17 protein-coding genes are annotated in these 19,325 nt (G+C 74.4%); all 17 read right to left on the bottom strand.

Annotated features, from left to right (window positions below; all coding sequences use genetic code 11):
- Positions 1-4: 4 nt before the first annotated feature.
- Positions 5-892: an orotidine-5'-phosphate decarboxylase gene (gene pyrF, locus ABIB16_RS02800; protein ID WP_036313723.1), complete on the bottom strand. Its 888-nt coding sequence runs from the start codon at positions 890-892 to the stop codon at positions 5-7.
- Positions 889-4,194, bottom strand: a complete 3,306-nt coding sequence (carB, locus tag ABIB16_RS02795) for a carbamoyl-phosphate synthase large subunit (protein WP_078025475.1) — start codon at positions 4,192-4,194, stop codon at positions 889-891. The genes pyrF and carB overlap by 4 nt, the downstream gene beginning before the upstream one ends.
- Positions 4,195-4,197: 3 nt before the next feature.
- Positions 4,198-5,382, bottom strand: a complete 1,185-nt coding sequence (gene carA / locus ABIB16_RS02790; RefSeq protein ID WP_113914216.1) for a glutamine-hydrolyzing carbamoyl-phosphate synthase small subunit — start codon at positions 5,380-5,382, stop codon at positions 4,198-4,200.
- Positions 5,379-6,005: a PH-like domain-containing protein gene (locus ABIB16_RS02785; RefSeq protein ID WP_012750893.1), complete on the bottom strand. Its 627-nt coding sequence runs from the start codon at positions 6,003-6,005 to the stop codon at positions 5,379-5,381. The genes carA and ABIB16_RS02785 overlap by 4 nt, the downstream gene beginning before the upstream one ends.
- Positions 6,002-7,381: a dihydroorotase gene (locus tag ABIB16_RS02780; protein ID WP_036313718.1), complete on the bottom strand. Its 1,380-nt coding sequence runs from the start codon at positions 7,379-7,381 to the stop codon at positions 6,002-6,004. Before ABIB16_RS02780 ends, ABIB16_RS02785 begins: the two co-directional genes overlap by 4 nt.
- Positions 7,378-8,361, bottom strand: a complete 984-nt coding sequence (locus ABIB16_RS02775) for an aspartate carbamoyltransferase catalytic subunit (protein ID WP_036313715.1) — start codon at positions 8,359-8,361, stop codon at positions 7,378-7,380. Before ABIB16_RS02775 ends, ABIB16_RS02780 begins: the two co-directional genes overlap by 4 nt.
- Positions 8,362-8,364: 3 nt before the next feature.
- Positions 8,365-8,973, bottom strand: coding sequence for a bifunctional pyr operon transcriptional regulator/uracil phosphoribosyltransferase PyrR (pyrR, locus tag ABIB16_RS02770; protein ID WP_036313707.1), 609 nt, complete (start codon positions 8,971-8,973; stop codon positions 8,365-8,367).
- Positions 8,974-9,142: 169 nt separating this feature from the next.
- Positions 9,143-9,595 carry a transcription antitermination factor NusB gene (gene nusB / locus ABIB16_RS02765; RefSeq protein ID WP_044659811.1) on the bottom strand — a complete coding sequence of 151 codons (453 nt, stop codon included), beginning with the start codon at positions 9,593-9,595 and terminating at the stop codon, positions 9,143-9,145.
- A complete protein-coding gene (gene efp / locus ABIB16_RS02760; protein ID WP_002857030.1) occupies positions 9,588-10,151 on the bottom strand; it encodes an elongation factor P in 564 nt (187 codons plus the stop codon). Before efp ends, nusB begins: the two co-directional genes overlap by 8 nt.
- Before the next feature lie 118 nt (positions 10,152-10,269).
- Positions 10,270-11,439, bottom strand: a complete 1,170-nt coding sequence (gene aroB, locus ABIB16_RS02755) for a 3-dehydroquinate synthase (protein ID WP_041103694.1) — start codon at positions 11,437-11,439, stop codon at positions 10,270-10,272.
- Positions 11,436-12,047 carry a shikimate kinase gene (locus tag ABIB16_RS02750; RefSeq protein WP_240968317.1) on the bottom strand — a complete coding sequence of 204 codons (612 nt, stop codon included), beginning with the start codon at positions 12,045-12,047 and terminating at the stop codon, positions 11,436-11,438. Before ABIB16_RS02750 ends, aroB begins: the two co-directional genes overlap by 4 nt.
- 89 nt (positions 12,048-12,136) lie before the next feature.
- Entirely contained in the window at positions 12,137-13,372 is a 1,236-nt protein-coding gene (gene aroC / locus ABIB16_RS02745; protein WP_041103692.1) for a chorismate synthase, read from the bottom strand.
- 79 nt (positions 13,373-13,451) lie between these two features.
- Complete coding sequence (locus ABIB16_RS02740; RefSeq protein ID WP_063188948.1) at positions 13,452-14,375, bottom strand: shikimate dehydrogenase family protein; 924 nt, start codon at positions 14,373-14,375, stop codon at positions 13,452-13,454.
- Positions 14,375-15,643, bottom strand: a complete 1,269-nt coding sequence (mltG, locus tag ABIB16_RS02735; RefSeq protein ID WP_063188937.1) for an endolytic transglycosylase MltG — start codon at positions 15,641-15,643, stop codon at positions 14,375-14,377. Before mltG ends, ABIB16_RS02740 begins: the two co-directional genes overlap by 1 nt.
- Positions 15,640-16,209 carry a Holliday junction resolvase RuvX gene (gene ruvX / locus ABIB16_RS02730; protein WP_041103686.1) on the bottom strand — a complete coding sequence of 190 codons (570 nt, stop codon included), beginning with the start codon at positions 16,207-16,209 and terminating at the stop codon, positions 15,640-15,642. The genes mltG and ruvX overlap by 4 nt, the downstream gene beginning before the upstream one ends.
- On the bottom strand, positions 16,169-18,880 hold the full coding sequence (gene alaS, locus ABIB16_RS02725; RefSeq protein WP_063188936.1) for an alanine--tRNA ligase: 2,712 nt from the start codon (positions 18,878-18,880) through the stop codon (positions 16,169-16,171). The genes ruvX and alaS overlap by 41 nt, the downstream gene beginning before the upstream one ends.
- The gene (locus ABIB16_RS02720; protein ID WP_020621562.1) at positions 18,877-19,266 is read right to left on the bottom strand and encodes a hypothetical protein; all 390 of its coding nucleotides are present in this window, start codon (positions 19,264-19,266) and stop codon (positions 18,877-18,879) included. Before ABIB16_RS02720 ends, alaS begins: the two co-directional genes overlap by 4 nt.
- Positions 19,267-19,325: the final 59 nt, after the last annotated feature.

Below are 19,325 nucleotides of genomic sequence, written 5' to 3'. Positions count from 1 at the left end.
GGCGTCACCGCAGGGCGGCGCGATTCTCCTCGATCGTGTCCACCAGCGAGGCCACCGACGGGCCCGCGCTCAGGATGCCGCGGGACGAGGTCGCCAAGACCTGCGGCCAGGCCGTCCCGAAGTCGGCCCGCATGCCCCGGGCCGTGGCGCCCTGGGCACCGAACCCGGGCGCCAGCAGGGGCCCGCCGAGGGCCGGCAGGTCCAGGCCGAGGCGGTCCGCCTCGGCGGCCACCGTGGCGCCCAAGACGAGTCCCACCGGCCCCCACGCGTCGTCGCCGCGCAGGGCCGCGTTCTCGGCGGCCGCCGCCGCGGCGATGCGCCGGGCGACCGATCCCTCGGCCGACCCCTCGCCCACGTGCTGGACCTCGCGGCCCTCCGGATTGGAGGTCAGCGCGAGGACGAACACGCCGCGGCCGGCCTCGTGGGCGGCGCGGATGGTCGGCACGAGGGTGCCGAAACCCAGGTACGGGCTGAGCGTCACCGCATCCGCGGCCAGGGGCGAGGCATCGGCGATCCACGCGGCGGCGTAGCCGTCCATGGTGGAGCCGATGTCACCGCGCTTGGCGTCCGCGATCGTGAGCACCCCGGCGTCTCGGGCGGCCGCGAGCAGCCGCTCCAGGGCCGCCAGGCCGGCCGATCCGTGGCGCTCGTACAGCGCCACCTGGGGCTTGATCGCCGCCACGCGGGGCCCCTCGGGACCCACCGCCGCCTCGAGGGCGGTCAGGGAGAACGCCTCGAGGCCCGCCGGGGTGTCGCTCAGGCCCCACTGCCGCAGCAGGCCCGGATGGGGGTCCACGCCGAGGCACAGCGGACCGGCCGTCTCCATGGCCTGGGCCAGCCGCCGCCCGAAGGGGGCGCGGGGCCCCGCGCCGCCCGTCGCCGTCGTGGTCACGCCGCGGCCTCCGGACCGGCGACAGCCTGCTGCAGGCGCGCGTCGTGCTCCTGCAGTGAGGTGACGGACCACTCGTAGGACCGCATGGCCTCGATGGCCTGCAGGCACGCCCCGAACTCGGCCGTGGTCGTGATCACCGGCACGCCGAGCGACGTCGCGGCCGCGCGGATCTCGTAGCCGTCCGTGCGGGCGTCGCCGCCGGAGGGCGTGTTCAGCACGAGGTCGACGGTGCCGGCGTGCAGCTGCTCCAGCACGGTGCCCGCGCCGTCCTCGTGCCCGGCGTCGGCGATCTTCGCCACGACCTCCGCGGGGATGCCGTTGCGCCGCAGCACCTCGGCGGTGCCGCCGGTGGAGACCACCTGGAAGCCGAGGTCGACGAGGCGCTTGGCCTGGCCCACGAGGGTGCGCTTGTCCCGGTTGGCGACCGACACGAACACGCGCCCCGAGGTGGGCAGCGGGCCGCCGGCGGCGGACTGGGACTTGGCGAACGCGGTGTCGAAGTGCTTGTCGATGCCCATGACCTCGCCCGTCGAGCGCATCTCCGGGCCCAGCAGCGAGTCGACCACGCGGCCCTCCGCGGTGCGGAAGCGGGTGAACGGCAGCACCGCCTCCTTGACCGCCACGGGCGCGCCGATCGGCAGGGTGCCGCCGTCGTACGCCGTGGGCAGCATGCCCGCCGCGCGCAGGTCGGCGATGCTCTCGCCGACGCCGATCCGCGCGGCCGCCTTGGCCAGCTGGACGCCCGTGGCCTTCGAGACGAACGGCACGGTCCGCGAGGCGCGCGGGTTCGCCTCGATCACGTACAGCACGTCCGAGGCGAGCGCGAACTGGATGTTGATCAGGCCGCGCACGCCGACGCCGGCCGCTATCCGCTCGGTGGCGCGGTGCACGCGCTCGAGCACGTCCGGGCCCAGGGTGACGGGAGGCAGCACGCACGCGGAGTCACCCGAGTGGATGCCCGCCTCCTCGATGTGCTCCATGACGCCGCCGAGGTACAGCTCGGTGCCGTCGTAGAGGGCGTCGACGTCGATCTCGATCGCGTCCTCGAGGAAGCGGTCCACGAGCATCGGCTGGTCGGGGGTGATCTCCGTGGCGTGCTCCACGTAGTGGGCCAGTGCTTCCTCGGAGTACACGATCTCCATGCCGCGGCCGCCGAGCACGTAGGAGGGGCGCACGAGCACGGGGTAGCCGATCTCGTCCGCCACGCGCTTGGCGTCGTCGAAGGAGACGGCCGTGCCGTTCTTCGGCGCCACCAGGCCCGCGCGCTCGAGCACGAGCGCGAACTCGCCGCGGTGCTCGGCCAGGTCGATGGCCGCGGGCGAGGTGCCCAGGATCGGCACGCCGGCGTCGGCGAGCTGCTGGGCCAGCTTGAGCGGGGTCTGACCGCCGAGCTGCACGAAGACGCCGCGCACGCCGCCGGAGGCCTCCTCTGCCGCGATGACCTCCAGGACGTCCTCGAGCGTGAGCGGCTCGAAGTAGAGGCGATCGGAGATGTCGTAGTCCGTGGATACCGTCTCCGGGTTGCAGTTGACCATCACGGTCTCGTAGCCAGCCTCGCGCAGCGCCATGGTGGCGTGCACGCACGAGTAGTCGAACTCGATGCCCTGGCCGATCCGGTTCGGGCCCGAGCCGAGGATGATCACCGACTCGCCCTCGTGCGGGGCGACCTCGGTCTCGAGGTCGTAGCTGGAGTACCGGTACGGGGTGAAGGCCTCGAACTCGGCGGCACAGGTGTCCACGGTCTTGTAGACGGGGCGCACGCCCAGGGCGTGACGCACGCCGCGCACGACCGCGGCGTCCATGTGCCGCAGCGAGCCGATCTGGGCGTCGGAGAACCCGTGCCGCTTGGCGCGGCGCAGCAGGGCCTCGTCGAGGACCTCGGCGTCGCGGATCTCGTCCGCGACCTCGTTGATGAGCACGAACTGGTCCAGGAACCACGGGTCGATCGCGGTGGCCTCGAAGGCCTCCTCGATCGTGGCGCCGGCGTAGAGCGCCTGCTGGGTCTGGGAGAGCCGGTCGGTGGTGGCCGTGCTCGCCGCCGCGAGCAGGGCCTGCGGGTCGGCGTCCTGCGGGAACGCGAGCTCCGAGCCCTTCTGCTCGAGCGAGCGCAGGGCCTTCTGCAGGGCCTCCGTGAAGTTGCGGCCGATGGCCATGGCCTCGCCGACCGACTTCATGGTGGTGGTCAGCGTGGGATCCGCCGCCGGGAACTTCTCGAACGCGAAGCGCGGGACCTTCACGACCACGTAGTCCAGGACCGGCTCGAAGGACGCCGGGGTCTTCTGGGTGATGTCGTTGGGGATCTCGTCCATCGTGTAGCCCAGGGCCAGCTTGGTGGCGATCTTGGCGATCGCGAAGCCGGTGGCCTTCGAGGCCAGCGCCGAGGAGCGGGAGACGCGCGGGTTCATCTCGATGACGACGACGCGCCCGTCCACGGGGTTCACCGCGAACTGGATGTTGCAGCCGCCGGTGTCCACGCCGACCTCGCGGATGACGTTGATCGAGATGTCCCGCAGCTTCTGGTACTCGCGGTCCGTCAGCGTCATGGCCGGGGCCACGGTGATGGAGTCGCCGGTGTGCACGCCCACGGGGTCCACGTTCTCGATGGAGCAGACGACGACGACGTTGTCGTTCTTGTCCCGCATCATCTCCAGCTCGTACTCCTTCCAGCCGAGGATGGACTCCTCGAGCAGGACCTCGGAGGTCGGGCTGTACTGCAAGCCGGCGCCGCAGATGCGGTACAGGTCGGCCTCGTCGTAGGCCATGCCGGAGCCGAGGCCGCCCATCGTGAACGAGGGGCGCACCACCACGGGGTACTTCAGGTCCTCGACGGCGGCCAGGGCCTCCTCCATCGTGTGCACGATGTGGGACCGGGCGGACTCGCCGCCGGCACGCTCCACGACGCCCTTGAACAGCTCGCGGTTCTCGCCGAGCTCGATGGCCTCGATGTTCGCGCCGATCAGCTCGACGCCGAAGCGCTCGAGCACCCCGTCCTTGTCGAGGGCGATGGCGGTGTTCAGCGCCGTCTGGCCGCCCAGGGTGGGCAGCAGGGCGTCCGGGCGCTCCTTCTCGATGATCTTGGCGACCACGGCCGGGGTGATGGGCTCGACGTAGGTGGCGTCGGCCAGCTCCGGGTCGGTCATGATCGTGGCCGGGTTGGAGTTGACGAGGACGACGCGGACGCCCTCCTCCTTGAGGACGCGGATGGCCTGGGTGCCGGAGTAGTCGAACTCGGCGGCCTGGCCGATCACGATGGGGCCGGAGCCGATGACCAGGACGGACTTCAGGTCGGTGCGCTTGGGCATGGATCAGGCTCCTTCGGTGGCGGGGGTGGTGGCGGCGCGGTGCTCGGTGAGCAGCTGCACGAAGCGGTCGAACAGGTCGAGGGTGTCGTTGGGGCCGGCCGCGGACTCCGGGTGGAACTGCACGGAGAAGGCGGGCCGGTCGAGCAGGCGCAGGCCCTCGACGACCTGGTCGTTCAGGGACCAGTGGGAGACCTCGACGCGGCCGAAGCGCGACTCCGGCGCCTCGATCGGCTCGCCGAGGGGGGCGTCCACGGCGAAGCCGTGGTTCTGGGAGGTGATGGCCACGCGGCCCGTGGCCTTGTCCAGCACCGGCTGGTTCGGGCCGCGGTGGCCGAACTTCAGCTTGTAGGTGTCGAAGCCGAGCGCGCGGCCGAAGATCTGGTTGCCGAAGCAGATGCCGAAGAACGGCAGGCCGGCGTCGAGGACCTCGCGCAGCAGCTCCACCTGGGCGTCTGCCGTGGCCGGGTCGCCGGGGCCGTTGGACAGGAAGACGCCGTCCGGGTCCACGGCGCGGATGCCGGCCAGGTCCGTGGCCGCGGGCAGCACGTGCACGCGGATGCCGCGGGAGGCCAGGTGCCGCGGCGTGGCGGCCTTGATGCCGAGGTCGAGGGCGGCGATCTCGGCGATCGGCTCGCCCTCCCAGCCGTGCTCGGCCGGCTCGACGACGTACGGCTCCTCCGTGGTGACGGACTCCGCGAGGCGGGCGCCGGCCATCGACGGCTGGGCGCGCACCTCCGCCAGCAGCTCGGCCTCCGGGCGGGCGGCGAGCTCGCCGGAGAACACGCCGGCGCGCATCGAGCCCTCGGTGCGCAGGCGGCGGGTGACGGCCCGGGTGTCGACCTCGCGGATCCCGACGACGCCGAACGCCTCGAGATCCTCGTCGAGGGTGCGCTCGGCGCGCCAGTTGGACGGACGCCGGGCCGCGTCGCGGACCACGTAGCCGGCGGCGAAGATCGCCCGCGACTCGCGGTCGGCGTCGTTGACCCCGGTGTTGCCGATGTGCGGGGAGGTCTGCACGATGATCTGCCCCGCGTAGGACGGGTCGGTGAGGGTCTCCTGGTAGCCGGTCATGCCCGTGGTGAACACGGCCTCGCCCAGGGTGCGGCCGCGGGCGCCGTAGGCCCGGCCGCGGTGGACGGTGCCGTCCTCGAGGACGAGCAGGGCCAGGTCGTCGGTGGGGGTGCTCATCGGGGGTCTCCTTCTCCTGCGCGGCCGGCCGGGTCGGCCGGGGCGGGGTCGATGATGGTCTGCAGGGCGGCGAGGAGCCGGTCGCGGTCCTCGGGGCGGTCGGGGCGGAAGGCGGAGGTGAGTTCCACGTCGCCGAGGCGCCAGCCCCAGGCGACGAGCCCGCCCGGCTCGACGAACTTGCCGGCGATCCCGCCGGACAGGCCGGCCTCGACGAGGTCGTCCGCGGGGATGAACAGGTTGGCGGCCCCGGGGCGGAGCACGAGCAGGCCGCGGTGGGTGCCGGCGTCGTGGACCTCGAGGACGGCGCGCGAGCGCAGGCCCAGGCCGTGCACCGCCACGCGGTCCAGTCGGTCCTCGCCGCGCACCGTGCCCACGTGCATGCCCTCCGCGGACAGCGTCGGCTCGGCGTCGTAGAGGGCCGTCGGCACGGGGGCCGGGGCCGGGATCCCGGCCTGCGCCCGGCGGCGGGCCCGCCACCCGAGGGCCAGCAGGCCGAGCAGCACGAGGACGACGGCCAGGGTGCCCAGGGTCACCGGCAGCCACACGTCCGCGTAGTCCTTCGTCGGGGTCCGCGGCGGGACGGGACGGGCCGCCAGGGCGGCGGCCAGGGAGGTGATGCTCACGCGCGCTCCCCCGTCTCCGTCAGGGCCGGGTGGCGGTACGGCCGGGCGGGGGCGCCGTCGGCGACGACGCGGGCGCCGCGGTAGACCGTGTGGCGTACCGCGCCCGGCAGCTCCATGCCCCGGTACGGGCTGTTGCGGGACTTGGTCAGGTGCTGCTCGGGGTCCACGGTGCGGCGGGCCTGCGGGTCCACGAGCACGAGGTTGGCCACGGCGCCGACGCGCGGGACGCCGCGCTCGTCGGCCTGGCCCTGGTCGGTCAGGCCGGCGATCCGGGCCGGCGCCGTGGACATCACGCGGGCGACGCCGGCCCAGTCCATCAGGCCGGTGTCCACCATCGCCTGCTGCACCACGGACAGGGCGGTCTCGAGGCCCGTCATGCCCATCGCCGCGACCGTCCACTCGCACTGCTTGGTCTCGGCGGTGTGTGGGGCGTGGTCGGTGCCCACGGTGTCGATGGTGCCGTCGGCCAGCCCGGCGCGCAGGGCCATCACGTCGGACTCGCGGCGCAGCGGCGGGTTGACCTTGAACACGGGGTCGTAGGAGCGGACGAGCTCCTCGGTGAGCAGCAGGTGGTGCGGGGTGACCTCGGCGGTCACGGCCACGCCCTGGGCCTTGGCCCAGCGGATCAGCTCGACGGAGCCGGCCGTGGAGACGTGGCACACGTGCAGGCGGGAGTCCACGTGCTGGGCCAGCAGCACGTCACGGGCGATGATGGCCTCCTCCGCCACGGCGGGCCAGCCGGCCAGGCCGAGGACGCCGGAGAGCTCGGACTCGTTCATCTGGGCGCCGGCGGTGAGGTTCGGCTCCTGCGCGTGCTGGGCCACGAAGCCGCCGAAGGACTTCACGTACTCGAGCGCACGGCGCATCAGCACGGCGTCGTGGACGCACATGCCGTCGTCGGAGAACATCCGCACGCGGGCCTGCGAGTCGGCCATCGCGCCGAGGTCGGCCAGGGCCTCGCCGGCCAGGCCCACGGTCACCGCGCCCACGGGGTGCACATCGCACCAGCCCGCGTCCCGGCCCAGCCGCCACACCTGCTCCACCACGCCGGCGGTGTCGGCCGTCGGCGTCGAGTTGGCCATCGCGTGGACCGAGGTGAAGCCGCCCATCGCGGCGGCGCGGGTGCCGGTCTCGACCGTCTCCGCGTCCTCCTTGCCGGGCTGGCGCAGATGGGTGTGCAGGTCGACGAGCCCGGGCAGCAGCACCAGGCCGGCGCAGTCGACCTCCTCGGGGGCCGGGTCGAGGCCGGCGGCGTGGGTCGCGGCGTCCGGGCCGAGGGCGGCGATCCGGCCCTCGGCGACGAGCACGTCGGCGGTCTCGCCCGTGGTCAGGCGCGCGCTGCGCAGCAGCAGGGGGGCGGGGCTGGGGGCGCTCACGGGCGGACCTCCTGGTCGTGGTTGAGGACGAGGTGCAGGACCGCCATGCGGACGGACACGCCGTTGGCGACCTGCTCGAGGGCGGTGTTGCGGGGCGAGTCCGCCGCCGCCGGGCTGATCTCCAGGCCGCGGTTCATCGGGCCGGGGTGCATGACCACGGGCTCGTCGAGCAGGGCGCCCCGGCCGGCGGTGAGGCGGGCGAAGCGGTCGTCGGTCAGCCCCCAGGTCCGGGTGTACTCCCCTGCGGACGGGAAGAAGGCGCCGCCCATTCGCTCGGCCTGGACGCGGAGCATCATGACGGCGTCGGGGCCGGCGTCGAGGGCCTCGTCCAGCGAGTAGGTGACCTGGCACGGCCACGCGGCCACGCCCACGGGCAGCAGGGTGGGCGGGGCGGCCAGGGTGACCTGTGCGCCCAGCGTGCTGAGCAGCCACACGTTGGACCGGGCCACGCGCGAGTGCAGGATGTCCCCCACGATCACCACGCGCATGCCGGTCAGGTCCCGGCCGACCAGGTCCTCTCCCGTCGCCGCGGCGAGGCGCCGGCGCAGGGTGAAGGCGTCCAGGAGGGCCTGGGTGGGGTGCTCGTGGGTGCCGTCGCCGGCGTTCACGACGGCGGAGCGCACCCAGCCGGAGTCGGCCAGCTGGCGGGCCGCGCCCGAGGACCAGTGGCGCATCACGATGGCGTCCGCGCCGATGGCCTCGAGCGTCTGGACGGTGTCCTTGAGCGACTCCCCCTTGGAGACGGACGACCCCTTCGCGGAGAAGTTGATCACGTCCGCGGAGAGCCGCTTGGCGGCGGCCTCGAAGGAGATGCGGGTGCGGGTGGAGTCCTCGAGGAAGAGGTTCACCACGGTGCGGCCGCGCAGGGCGGGCAGCTTCTTGACCTCGCGCTGGTTGACGGCGGCCATCTCCTCGGCGGTGTCGAGGACGGCGAGGGCGTCGGCGCGGGAGAGGTCGGCGGTGGACAGCAGGTGGCGCACGGCTCAACCCTCCCGGGTCGCGACACGGTCGACGATGCTCACGGCGTCCTCAGTGACCTCGCCGGTGCCCTCGGGGCCGTCGACCTCCATGAGCCGGACCTGGACGCGCTCGGCGGTGGAGGTCGGCAGGTTCTTGCCCACGAAGTCGGCCCGGACGGGCAGCTCGCGGTGCCCGCGGTCCACGAGGACGGCCAGGCGCACGGCGGCGGGGCGGCCCAGGTCGGCGATCGCGTCGAGGGCGGCCCGGACGGTGCGGCCGGAGAAGAGGACGTCGTCCACGAGCACGACGACGGCGCCGTCGAGGGGGACCTCGGGCAGGCGGGTGGGCATCGGGGTGCGGGCCGTGCCGCGGCGGAGGTCGTCCCGGTAGAGCGTCACGTCCACCTCACCGACGGCGGCGGTGGGGTCGAAGGCCGGCTCGATGCGGGCCAGCAGGGCGCCGAGCCGCCGGGCCAGGGGGGCCCCGCGGCGCGGGATCCCCATCAGGACGAGACCCTCGGCGCCCTTGTTGGACTCGAGGATCTCGTGGGCGATCCGGGTCAGCGCCCGGTCGATCTCGGACGTGGACAGCACGGTCCGGGCAGCACGAGGTGCGGCGGGGTCAGTTCCCATGCCGGCGCCTCCTTCCCCGCCTCACAGGACGGCTCTTAAAGGATGCGTGGTCCGTCCCGGGGCGCCGGTGGGCCCCCGCGCGGGACGTCGCCGACTCTACCAGCGAGGCCCGCCCCACGGCGCGGATGACGCGGTGCGGGACGGGCCTCGTGACGGAGCTCTCGGCGGCTCAGGCGAGCAGCGTCGGCTTGACCTGCTGCAGGCGGCCGAGCAGACCGTTGACGAACTCGGGCGAGTCGTCCGTGGACAGCTGGGCGGCCAGGGCGACGGCCTCGGAGATGGCGACGGCGTCCGGCACGTCGTCCTGGAACAGCAGCTCCCAGGCCCCCACGCGCAGGATCGCCCGGTCGACGGCGGGCATGCGGTCCAGGGACCAGCCGCGGGAGTAGGAGCTCAGGGCCTCGTCGAGCCGCTCCTGGTCCGCGATGACGCCTTCCACGAGCCGCTGGGTGTAGGCGTTCACCTGCAGATCGGTGCTCTCGCGGCGGGTGCGGATGCCCTCCAGCGCGCTGGAGCCCCGCTGCTCGGCCTCGAACAGGATCTCCACCGCACGCTGCCGGGAGCGGCTGCGCGCCGTGGTCCCCCGCTTGGCAGCGGAGCCGGCGGAGGCCCGCTCAGTCATTGACGCGGCCGAGGTAGTCGCCGGTGCGGGTGTCGACCTTGACGCGGGTGCCCTGCTCCACGAAGAGCGGCACCTGGATCTCGGCGCCGGTCTCCACGGTGGCGGGCTTGGTGCCGGCGGAGGAGCGGTCCCCCTGCAGGCCCGGCTCGGTGTAAGTGATCTCCAGGACGACGGACGCCGGCATCTCCAGGTACAGCGGCGTGCCCTCGTGCAGGGCGATGACCACCTGGGTGTTCTCGAGCATGTACTTCGCGGCGTCGCCGACCACGGCCCCGGGCACGGTGATCTGGTCGTAGTCCTTGACGTCCATGAACACGTAGTCCGCGCCGTCCTGGTAGAGGTACTGGTAGTCGGAGCGGTCGACGGTGGCGAACTCGACCTTGGCGCCGGCGTTGAAGGTCTTGTCCACGACCTTGCCCGTGGTGATGTTCTTCATCTTGGTGCGGACGAACGCGCCGCCCTTGCCCGGCTTGACGTGCTGGAACTCGGTGACGTTCCAGAGCTGGCCCTCCAGCTTCAGGACGGCGCCGTTCTTGATGTCGTTGCTCGTTGCCACGTGTGTGCTCCCAATCGGTCTCGCGGACCGTCACGGGTCCGCCTGCAGTGGGTGGGGTCTTGGATGTGCGCGGGCCAGTCTACGGGAGGCCCCGCGCGGGGCCGGGGTCAGCGGCGGCTCACTCCGCGATCTCCTGGTACGCCGCGAAGAGCAGGGACGCGTCCGGGATGTCCACGGTGGTGGGCTGCGCGAGCCCGTCCAGCAGGACGAAGCGCAGCTGGTCGCCGCGGTTCTTCTTGTCCCGGCGGATGCCCTCGAGCAGGGTCTGCCACCGGTCCCCGCGGTAGGAGACGGGCAGGCCCAGGGCTGTCAGCACCGACCAGTGCCGGTCCGCGGTGGCGTCGTCGAGCCGGCCGAGGGATCGGGCCAGCTCGGCCGCGAAGACCAGGCCCACGGACACCGCGGCGCCGTGGCGCCACTGGTAGCGCTCGGCGAGCTCGATCGCGTGCCCCATCGTGTGGCCGTAGTTCAGTGCCTCGCGGGCGCCCGACTCGCGGGGGTCGCGGGAGACGACGTCCGCCTTGACCCGGATCGAGCGCTCGATCAGCTCGCGCAGCCGCGGGGAGTGCGGGTTCTGGGCCTGGGCCGGGTCCTCCTCGATGAGGTCGAGGATCGCGGGGTCGGCGATGAAGCCGCACTTCACGACCTCGGCCAGGCCGGAGATCAGCTCGTTGGCCGGCAGGGTGAGCAGCGTGTCCAGGTCGGCCAGCACGCCGGCCGGATTGTGGAACGCCCCCACCAGGTTCTTGCCCTCGGCGGTGTTGATGCCGGTCTTGCCGCCCACCGCCGCGTCCACCATGCCCAGCAGGGTGGTGGGCATGTGCACGACGCGGATGCCGCGCAGCCACGTGGCCGCCACGAAGCCGGCCAGGTCGGACACGGCGCCGCCGCCCACGGAGACGATCGCGTCCGACCGGGTGAAGTCGTTCTGGCCGAGCACCTGCCAGCAGAACCCGGCCACCTGCAGGTGCTTGCCCTCCTCGGCGTCCGGGATCTCGGCGGTCAGTGCGGTCAGGCCCACGGCCTCGAGGTCGTTCTTGACGACGTCGCCGGTGGCCCGGAGGGCGCGCGGATGGATGACCAGCACGCGTCGGACGGTCGGGCCGAGCAGGTCCGGCAGGCGCGCGAGCAGGCCCCGGCCCACCACCACGTCGTAGCCGCCGTGCACGGCCGCCTCGTGGCCGCCGGCCACGGGGATGACCGTCACGTCCTCGGGTGCGGCCGGAGCGGCCGCGGGCGCCGCCCCCGGTGTCTCCTGCTCGGTGATGTCCGGCTCACGGTCGGTCATGGGTGTGACTCACTCCTTCGGGGGCGGTGGGCGTCCCCCACGATACGCCAGGCCGCTTCGGCGGCCGTCAGGCCTGTGGTGTCGAGCACGAGGTCGGCGACCTCGCGGTACAGCCCCTCGCGTTCGGCGAGGATGCGCCGCCAGGTCCCGGCGGGGTCGCCGGCCAGGACGGGGCGGCCCGCGCCGCCGCCCACGCGGCGCAGCGCCTCCTCCTCTCCGACCGCGAGGTAGACGACGTCGGAGTCCGGCCCGGCCAGCGCGCGGCGGGTGCCCGGATGCAGGACGGCGCCGCCGCCGCACGAGAGGACGCACGGGGTGGGTCGGCCGAGCACATGGCCGATGACGCGCGCCTCCTCCGCCCGGAACGCGGCCTCGCCGTGCTCGGCGAAGAACTCCGGGATCGGGCCGTGGACCTGGGTGAACAGCTCGTCGGAGTCCACGAAGGGCAGCCCGGTCACGGCGGCCAGGGCCCGGCCGACCGTCGTCTTCCCGGCCCCCATCGGGCCGACGAGGACGACCCGGCGGGCCGGGCGCGCGGCCGGGTCCTCGTCGGCCGCGGCGGCCACCGTGGCCGCGGCCGTCAGGCGCGCCTCGAGGGCACCGGTCATGCCCTCCCACGGGCACACGGTGACGGGGCCGGGGACGGGACGCGTGCTCGGGTCCGGTCCCGGGGCCGGCGCGGTCCCGGGGGTGTCGGTCACGGCAGGGGGTCGCCCATCGGGCCGTCCGCCACGACGTCGGCGGCCGGCTCCGGCAGGGCGGGGACCGCGGCCTGGAACGCCTCGAGGTTGCGGCGCGTCTCGGCCACGGAGTCGCCGCCGAACTTCTCGAGCATCGCGTCGGCCAGGACGAGGGCGACCATGGCCTCGGCGACGATGCCCGCGGCGGGCACGGCCGCCACGTCGGAGCGCTGATGGTGGGCCGTGGTCTCCGCGCCCGTGGCGACGTCGACCGTGGGCAGCGCGCGCGGCACCGTGGCGATCGGCTTCATCGCGGCGCTCACGCGCAGCAGCTCGCCCGTCGACATGCCGGCCTCGATGCCGCCGGCCCGGTCGCTCGTGCGCCGGGGGCGGCCGTCCGCGCCGCGGGCGATCCCGTCGTGGGCGGCGGAGCCGCGTCGGGCGGCCGTGGCGAACCCGTCGCCGACCTGCACGCCCTTGATCGCCTGGATGCCCATGAGCGCCCCGGCCAGCCGCGCGTCGAGGCGGCGGTCCCAGTGCACGTGGGAGCCCAGGCCGATCGGCACGCCGTACGCCAGCACCTCCACGACGCCGCCGAGGGTCTCCCCGGCGCGGTGGGCGTCGTCGACCTCGGCGACCATCGCCGCCGAGGTCTGCGGGTCGAGGCAGCGGACCGGGTCGGCGTCGAGGCGGGCCTCGTCCTCGGGCACGGGGAACGGGTGGCCCTCCGGCAGGGCGGCCTCCCCGAAGGCCACGGTGTGGGAGACGATCCGCACGCCGAGCTCGCCGAGGAAGGCGCGGGCGACGGTGCCCAGGGCCACACGGGCGGCGGTCTCACGGGCGGAGGCGCGCTCGAGGAGGGGGCGGGCCTCGTCGAAGCCGTACTTCTGCATGCCGGTCAGGTCGGCGTGGCCGGGCCGCGGGCGGGTGAGCGCCGCGTTGCGGGCCAGACCGTCGAGCTCCTCCGCGGGGACGGGATCGGCGGCCATCACCTTCTCCCACTTGGGCCATTCCGTGTTGCCCACCTGGATCGCCACGGGCGAGCCGAGGGTGCGGCCGTGGCGGACGCCGCCGAGGATCGTCACCGCGTCCTGCTCGAACTTCATGCGCGCGCCGCGCCCGTACCCCAGGCGGCGGCGCGCGAGCGCGTCCTGCACGTCCTGCGTCGTGACCGGGATCCCGGCCGGCAGTCCCTCAACGATTCCTGTGAGCGCGGGGCCGTGAGACTCCCCCGCTGTCAACCAGCGCACCATGGCGTGCAGTCTCTCACGCACGGGGCACCGCGCCGCCGCGTGTGACCGGACGGGACGCGCCGGATGCGGCGTCCGGCGCTCAGCCGGCGGCCGGCCCCAGGGCGTCCGCCGCGGCGCGCGTCACCGCCGCCCAGTCCGGCTCGGGCATCCCGGCCGCGGCGCGGGGCCGGGCCGTGAACAGCCGCACCTGCTCGACGCCCTGGTGCAGCAGCATGGACAGCCCGGACGCCACCGGACCGCCCTCCCGGGACCAGGCGGCCGCCAGCACGGAGGGCCACGGGTCGTAGGCCGCGTCCAGCAGGGGCGGCAGGGCGGCGTCGGCCGGCACGTGCGCGGCCAGGGCGTCCGCGGCGCGCGGCGGCAGGGTGGCGACGACGGCACGCAGCCCCGGCGCCCGCCGGAGCAGATCCGCCTGGGTCAGGGTCGCCCAGCGCAGCCCCAGCGCGTCGGCCAGGGCCGTCACCTCGGCGGCGCGGGCGGCGTCGCGGACGCCGAAGAGCACCGCGTTCGCGCCGAGCGTGGCGGCGGCGAGGACGGCCGCCGTCGCGGTCCCCCCGTTCCCGAGGACGCCGACGGTCCCGCCCCGGGCGGCACGGTCGAGGCCGGCCGCGGCGAGGGCGCCGAGGATGCCGTCCACGTCCGTGTTCTCGGCGTGGACGACCCCGGGGGCGGCGGGATGGTCGCGCACGAGGGTGTTCGCGGTGCCCAGGAGCCGGACGCGGTCGCTGACGTGCCCGGCGGCGGCGACGACCGCCCGCTTCAGCGGCATGGTGACGGAGCAGCCGAGCCAGTCCTGCCCGCGGGCCGCGGCCGCGCCGCCGTCGGCCGCGCCCGGGGCGCCGAGGTGCTCGGCCGCGAAGGCCAGCACCTCGTCCTCGCCCAGGTCACGGCGGCCGTAGTCGACGTCGAGGCCGAGGACCCGGTAGGCGGCCGCGTGCAGCACCGGGGAGAGCGAGTGGGCGATCGGCCGGCCCAGGACCGCCGCGCGCAGCACGGGGCGCATCAGCACACCCCCGGATTGGACGCGCAGTAGCGCTGCAGGGTGCGCACGTGCTGCTGGTGCTCCTCATAGGTGCGGGAGAACTCGGTGTGGCCGGTGCCGATGTCCGTGGTCACCCAGTAGTAGGCGTCCGTCTCGGCCGGGTCGAGGGCGGCCTCGACGGCCGCGTCGGAGGGCATGCCGATCGGACCCGGCGGCAGGCCCGGGTGTACGTACGTGTTGTAGGGGTTCGAGGCGTCCTGCCGCTGGCCCGAGGTGAAGCTGAGGCTGCGCACTCCGAGGCCGTACGTGACGGTGGCGTCGATCTGCAGGAGCCCGTGCGTCTCGGTGTTGTCCGGGGCGAGGCGGTTCTCGATGGCGCCGGCGACCTGCTGGTAGTCCTGGGGCAGGGCCTCCGCCTCGAGGATGGAGGCGATCGTGAGCACGCGCTGCTGCTCGGCCGGGTCGCGGACGTCGAGGGCCTCGAGCTCGGCGAGGGTGGGCCGGACCAGGGCGTCGAGCACCTGCCCGGCGGTGGCGTCGACGGGGAGGCGGTACTCCCCGGCGTCGAGCCAGCCCTCGAGCGTGCCCGCCTCCCCGGGGACGCCGTAGCGGGTCGGGTCCTGGGCGGCGGCCTCGAGCTCCTCGCGGGGCAGCCCCGTGGCCTCGGCGACGGCGTCCAGCACCTCGGTGAGTCGCCGCCCGCGCTCCACGAGCACGTAGTGCACGGCCCCGTCCGTGGCACCCTGGAGCACCGCGAGGGCCTCGGCCGCGGGCATCCGCTCGCGCAGCACGAAGTCCCCCGAACGGACGAGACCGCTGCCCGTGTCCCTGGCGGCGCGCTCGAAAGCACGGGCTGAGCCCACGATGCCGGCCCGGTCCAGGCGGGCCGCCACGGAGCCCAGGTCCTCGCCCGGCTCCACCGAGAACGTCACCTCGTCGCCCTCGACGGCCGTGTGGTCGGGGCCGCTCAGGAAGCCGCGCACGATCAGCCCGACCACGACGGCGAACGCCACCAGCACCGTGCCCAGCACCAGCGCGGTCCGCCGCCGGCCGGCGCCGCGGTCGACCCGCGAGGCCGGGTGGGACCCGGTGCCCCGGCGGCGCAGGAACGTGCGGGGCCGGCGTGGGCCGGCCGCGCCGACCGGCTGGGACGGGGCGCCGACGTCGGCCTCGTCCGCCTCCTCGTGGGCGAAGCCGAACACGTCGAGGTCGTCGTGGACGTCGGCCTCGTCGTCGAGCAGATCGTCCCAGTGGTCCTCACGCCGAGCGTGCTGGTGGTCGCCGGTCACCGGATCGGCTCCCGGTCCTGGCCGGCCCAGCGCCCGGTGCGGCGCTGCTCGTCCACGGCGGCCTGCAGGATCGCGACGGCGGCCGCCTGGTCGATCACGCCGCGGCTGTCCTTGACGGACCGGCCCGCGGCCCGCAGTCCGGCCTGCGCGGAGACCGTGCTGAGCCGCTCGTCGACGAGCCGGACCGGCACAGGGTGGCCCGCCTCGGCCAGGGCGGCGGCGACGGCGTCCGCGTAGTCGAGGGCGTCCTGCGTGGACGGCGTGTGCTCGCCCCGTAGATTCACCGGCAGGCCGACGTACACGGCGACGACGTCGAGCTCGCGTGCGTGGGCGACGAGCTCGTCCACGTCACGACGTCGACGCGCATCCCGCCGCAGGGTGGCCACGGGGGTGGCGATCAGGCCGTCGGGGTCGGCCGACGCGACGCCCACGCGGGCACGGCCGACGTCGACGCCGAGGGTGCGCCCCCGGCGCACGGCGTCGGTTGCCGCGTTGGCCCCGTCCTGACCTGCGCTCACGTCCGCCTCAGGCCGCGCGCACCGCGGCGACGACGGCGTCGAGCGCATCCCCGACGCGCGTGACGTCCTGGCCGCCGCCCTGGGCGACGTCGTCCTTGCCTCCGCCCCCGCCGCCGAGCACGCCGGTGGCGGTCTTGACCATGGCGCCCGCCTTGAGGCCGGCCGCGCGGGCGGCCTCGTTGGTCGCCACGACCACGAGGGGCCGGCCCTTGGCCTCGGCCGTGAGGGCCACGAACACGGGCGTGCCCGCCGCGTTGCCGCCGGCCGACTCGATCCGGGCGCGCAGGTCCAGCGCGAGGGAACGCAGCTGGTCCCCGGCCACGTCGCCGGCGTGGTGGGCCAGCACCCGCACCGACGTCCCACCGGACGTCGTGACGTCCCGGGCCTGCGCGGCGAGCTGTCCGGCCTGGGCCTGCAGCGCCTGGGCCCGCAGCTCCGCGACCTGCTTCTCGGCCGCCTTGAGCCGGTCCAGGGTGGCGCCGATGCGGTCCTTGAGCTCCTCGGCCGGGGCCTTGAACATCTCCGAGAGCTCGGAGACGAGGGTGCGCTCCGCGGCGAGGTGGCGGAACGAGTCCAGGCCGACGAGGGCCTCGACGCGGCGGTTGCCCGAGCCCACGGACTGCTCGCCGAGCAGGGTCAGCGAGCCGATCTGCGCGGTGCGGCCCACGTGGGTGCCGCCGCACAGCTCGCGGGACCAGGCGCCGTCGATCTCCACGACGCGCACCCGGTCGCCGTACTTCTCGCCGAACAGGCTCATCGCGCCGAGTGCGCGCGCCTCCTCGAGGCTCATCTCCTGGGTGAGCACGGTGTGGTCGTCGCGGATGGCGATGTTCACCACGTCCTCGACCTCGGAGCGGGCCCCGGCCGAGAGCGACTCGGCCCAGCGGAAGTCGAAGCGCAGGTAGCCCTCCTTGTTGAAGGAGCCGGACTGGGTGGCCTCGGGGCCGAGGATCTGGTGCAGCGCGGCGTGCACCAGGTGGGTGCCGGAGTGGGCCTTCTCGCCGTCAAGGCGGCGCTGCAGGTCGATCGCGCCGAGGGCCTGCGCGCCGGCGGCGACCTCGCCGTCGAGGACCTTGACCCTGTGCACGGACAGCCCCTTCACGGGGGCCTGCACGTCGAGCACCTCGAGGCGGAAGCCGTCGCCGGTGATCAGGCCGGTGTCCGCGGCCTGGCCGCCGGACTCCGCGTAGAACGGCGTGGCGTCTAGGACGAGCTCGAGCTCCGTGCCGGCGCCCGCGGACGGGACCTCCTCGCCGTTCTGCAGCAGGCCGCGCACCACCGACTCGGTGGTGTGCTCGGTGTAGCCGGTGAAGTGGGTCTGGCCTTCGGCGCGCAGGCGCTGGTACACGGCCGTGTCCGTGTGGCCGGACTTCTTGGCCTTGGCGTCCGCGCGGGCGCGGTCGCGCTGCTCGGCCATGAGGGCGCGGAACCCGGCCTCGTCCACGGCGACGCCGGCCTCCTCCGCGATCTCCAGCGTCAGCTCGATCGGGAAGCCGTAGGTGTCGTGCAGCTCGAACGCGTCCGGGCCGGCGATGCCGCCGCCCGCCGAGCGGGCCTGGCCCACCGCGGCGTCGAGGCGGGCCGTGCCCGCGGCGATGGTCCGCAGGAACGCCTTCTCCTCGGCGTAGGCGATCCGGGCGATGCGCTCGAACTCGTCCGCGACGACCGGGTAGGTGCCCTTCATCGCGTCCCGGGAGACCGGCAGCAGCTCGGGGAACACGGGCTCGGTGACGCCCATCAGGCGCAGGGCGCGGACGACGCGGCGGATGAGGCGGCGCAGCACGTAGCCGCGGCCCTCGTTGCCGGGACGCACGCCGTCGCTGATCAGCATCAGGGCCGAGCGCACGTGGTCGGCCACCATGCGCAGGCGGACGTCGTCGTCGTAGTGCGGGTCGGCCGGGTCCTCGGTGGAGGTGTAGGAGCGACCGGCCAGCTGCGCGGCGCGGTCGAGCACGGGGCGGACCTGGTCCGTCTCGTACATGTTCTCCACACCCTGGAGGATCATGGCGAGCCGCTCGAGGCCGAGACCGGTGTCGATGTTCTTGTGCTCGAGCTCGCCGGCGACGTCGAAGTCGTCCTTCGAGCGCACCGCGGAGAGGCGGTACTGCATGAACACGAGGTTCCAGATCTCGATGTAGCGGGTGTCGTCCGCGGCCGGGCCGCCGTCGACGCCGTACGCGGGGCCGCGGTCGTAGAAGATCTCCGAGCAGGGGCCGCCCGGGCCGGGCTGGCCGGTGTGCCAGTAGTTGTCCTCCTTGCCCATGCGCTGGATGCGCTCTGGACGGACGCCCACGTCCTCGCGCCAGATGCGCTCGGCCTCGTCGTCCTCGCGGTACACGGTGACCCAGAGGCGCTCGGGGTCCAGGCCGAAGCCGCCGTCCTCGACCGAGGACGTCAGCAGCTCCCAGGCCATCGGGATGGCCGTCTCCTTGAAGTAGTCGCCGAAGGAGAAGTTGCCGCACATCTGGAAGAAGGTGCCGTGGCGGACGGTCTTGCCGACCTCCTCGATGTCCGCGGTGCGGATGCACTTCTGCACCGAGACGACGCGCGGGCTCGGCGGGGTCTGCTCCCCCAGGAAGTACGGGATGAACGGGACCATGCCGGCCACCGTGAACAGCAGCGACGGATCCGGCGAGACGAGCGACGCCGACGGCACCACGCGGTGCCCCCTGGACTCGAAGAAGGCGGTCCAGCGGCGGGCGATCTCCTGGGACTTCATGCGGGGGTGTCCTTCTGCGTGGTGGTGGTCTGGGGGCGGGCGGCGCCGTGCGACGGCGGCTCCACGGTCTCCCCGGAGATGATCGGCCCCGTGTGGGGCAGGTAGGGCGCGGCCCAGGGGGCCTCGGCGCGGACGCGCTCGGCCAGGCGCCGGGCACCGTCCTGCAGGGCGGCCGCCGCGGCGTCGGCGGCGGCCTCACCGGCCTGGCGGGCCAGACGCTCCGGGTCCAGGCGGGCGGAGAACCCCGCGCGCCCCCCCGCGGAGCCAGGGTCAGACGTCGGCGCGTCGGTCGCGTCGGTGGCCGGGTGGGCACGGTCGCCGAGGGCGCGGTGTGCGAACCAGCCGGATGCGGCGCCGGCGCCGACGAGCAGCAGCGAGCGGAGCATGGCGGGGGCCTCCTTCGGACGGCAGGGATTCCGGCCCCACCTTACCGGGCGCGGCGCCG

This window comes from Micrococcus sp. UYEF5 (assembly GCF_040546065.1).
GTDB classification, from domain to species: Bacteria; Actinomycetota; Actinomycetes; order Actinomycetales; family Micrococcaceae; genus Micrococcus; species Micrococcus luteus.
This window is presented reverse-complemented; position numbering and strand designations above follow the sequence as displayed.

Coding starts and splice junctions, on each gene's coding strand:
- carB (WP_078025475.1), bottom strand. CDS start 4,194: ATGCCCAAGCGCACCGACCTGAAGTCCGTCCTGGTCATCGGCTCCGGC.
- carA (WP_113914216.1), bottom strand. CDS start 5,382: ATGAGCACCCCCACCGACGACCTGGCCCTGCTCGTCCTCGAGGACGGC.
- pyrR (WP_036313707.1), bottom strand. CDS start 8,973: ATGGGAACTGACCCCGCCGCACCTCGTGCTGCCCGGACCGTGCTGTCC.
- nusB (WP_044659811.1), bottom strand. CDS start 9,595: ATGACTGAGCGGGCCTCCGCCGGCTCCGCTGCCAAGCGGGGGACCACG.
- aroB (WP_041103694.1), bottom strand. CDS start 11,439: ATGACCGACCGTGAGCCGGACATCACCGAGCAGGAGACACCGGGGGCG.
- ABIB16_RS02750 (WP_240968317.1), bottom strand. CDS start 12,047: ATGACCGGTGCCCTCGAGGCGCGCCTGACGGCCGCGGCCACGGTGGCC.
- aroC (WP_041103692.1), bottom strand. CDS start 13,372: ATGGTGCGCTGGTTGACAGCGGGGGAGTCTCACGGCCCCGCGCTCACA.
- ABIB16_RS02740 (WP_063188948.1), bottom strand. CDS start 14,375: ATGCGCCCCGTGCTGCGCGCGGCGGTCCTGGGCCGGCCGATCGCCCAC.
- ruvX (WP_041103686.1), bottom strand. CDS start 16,209: ATGCGCTCGACGCCGTCGTCGCCGCGGTGCGCGCGGCCTGAGGCGGAC.
- alaS (WP_063188936.1), bottom strand. CDS start 18,880: ATGAAGTCCCAGGAGATCGCCCGCCGCTGGACCGCCTTCTTCGAGTCC.
- ABIB16_RS02720 (WP_020621562.1), bottom strand. CDS start 19,266: ATGCTCCGCTCGCTGCTGCTCGTCGGCGCCGGCGCCGCATCCGGCTGG.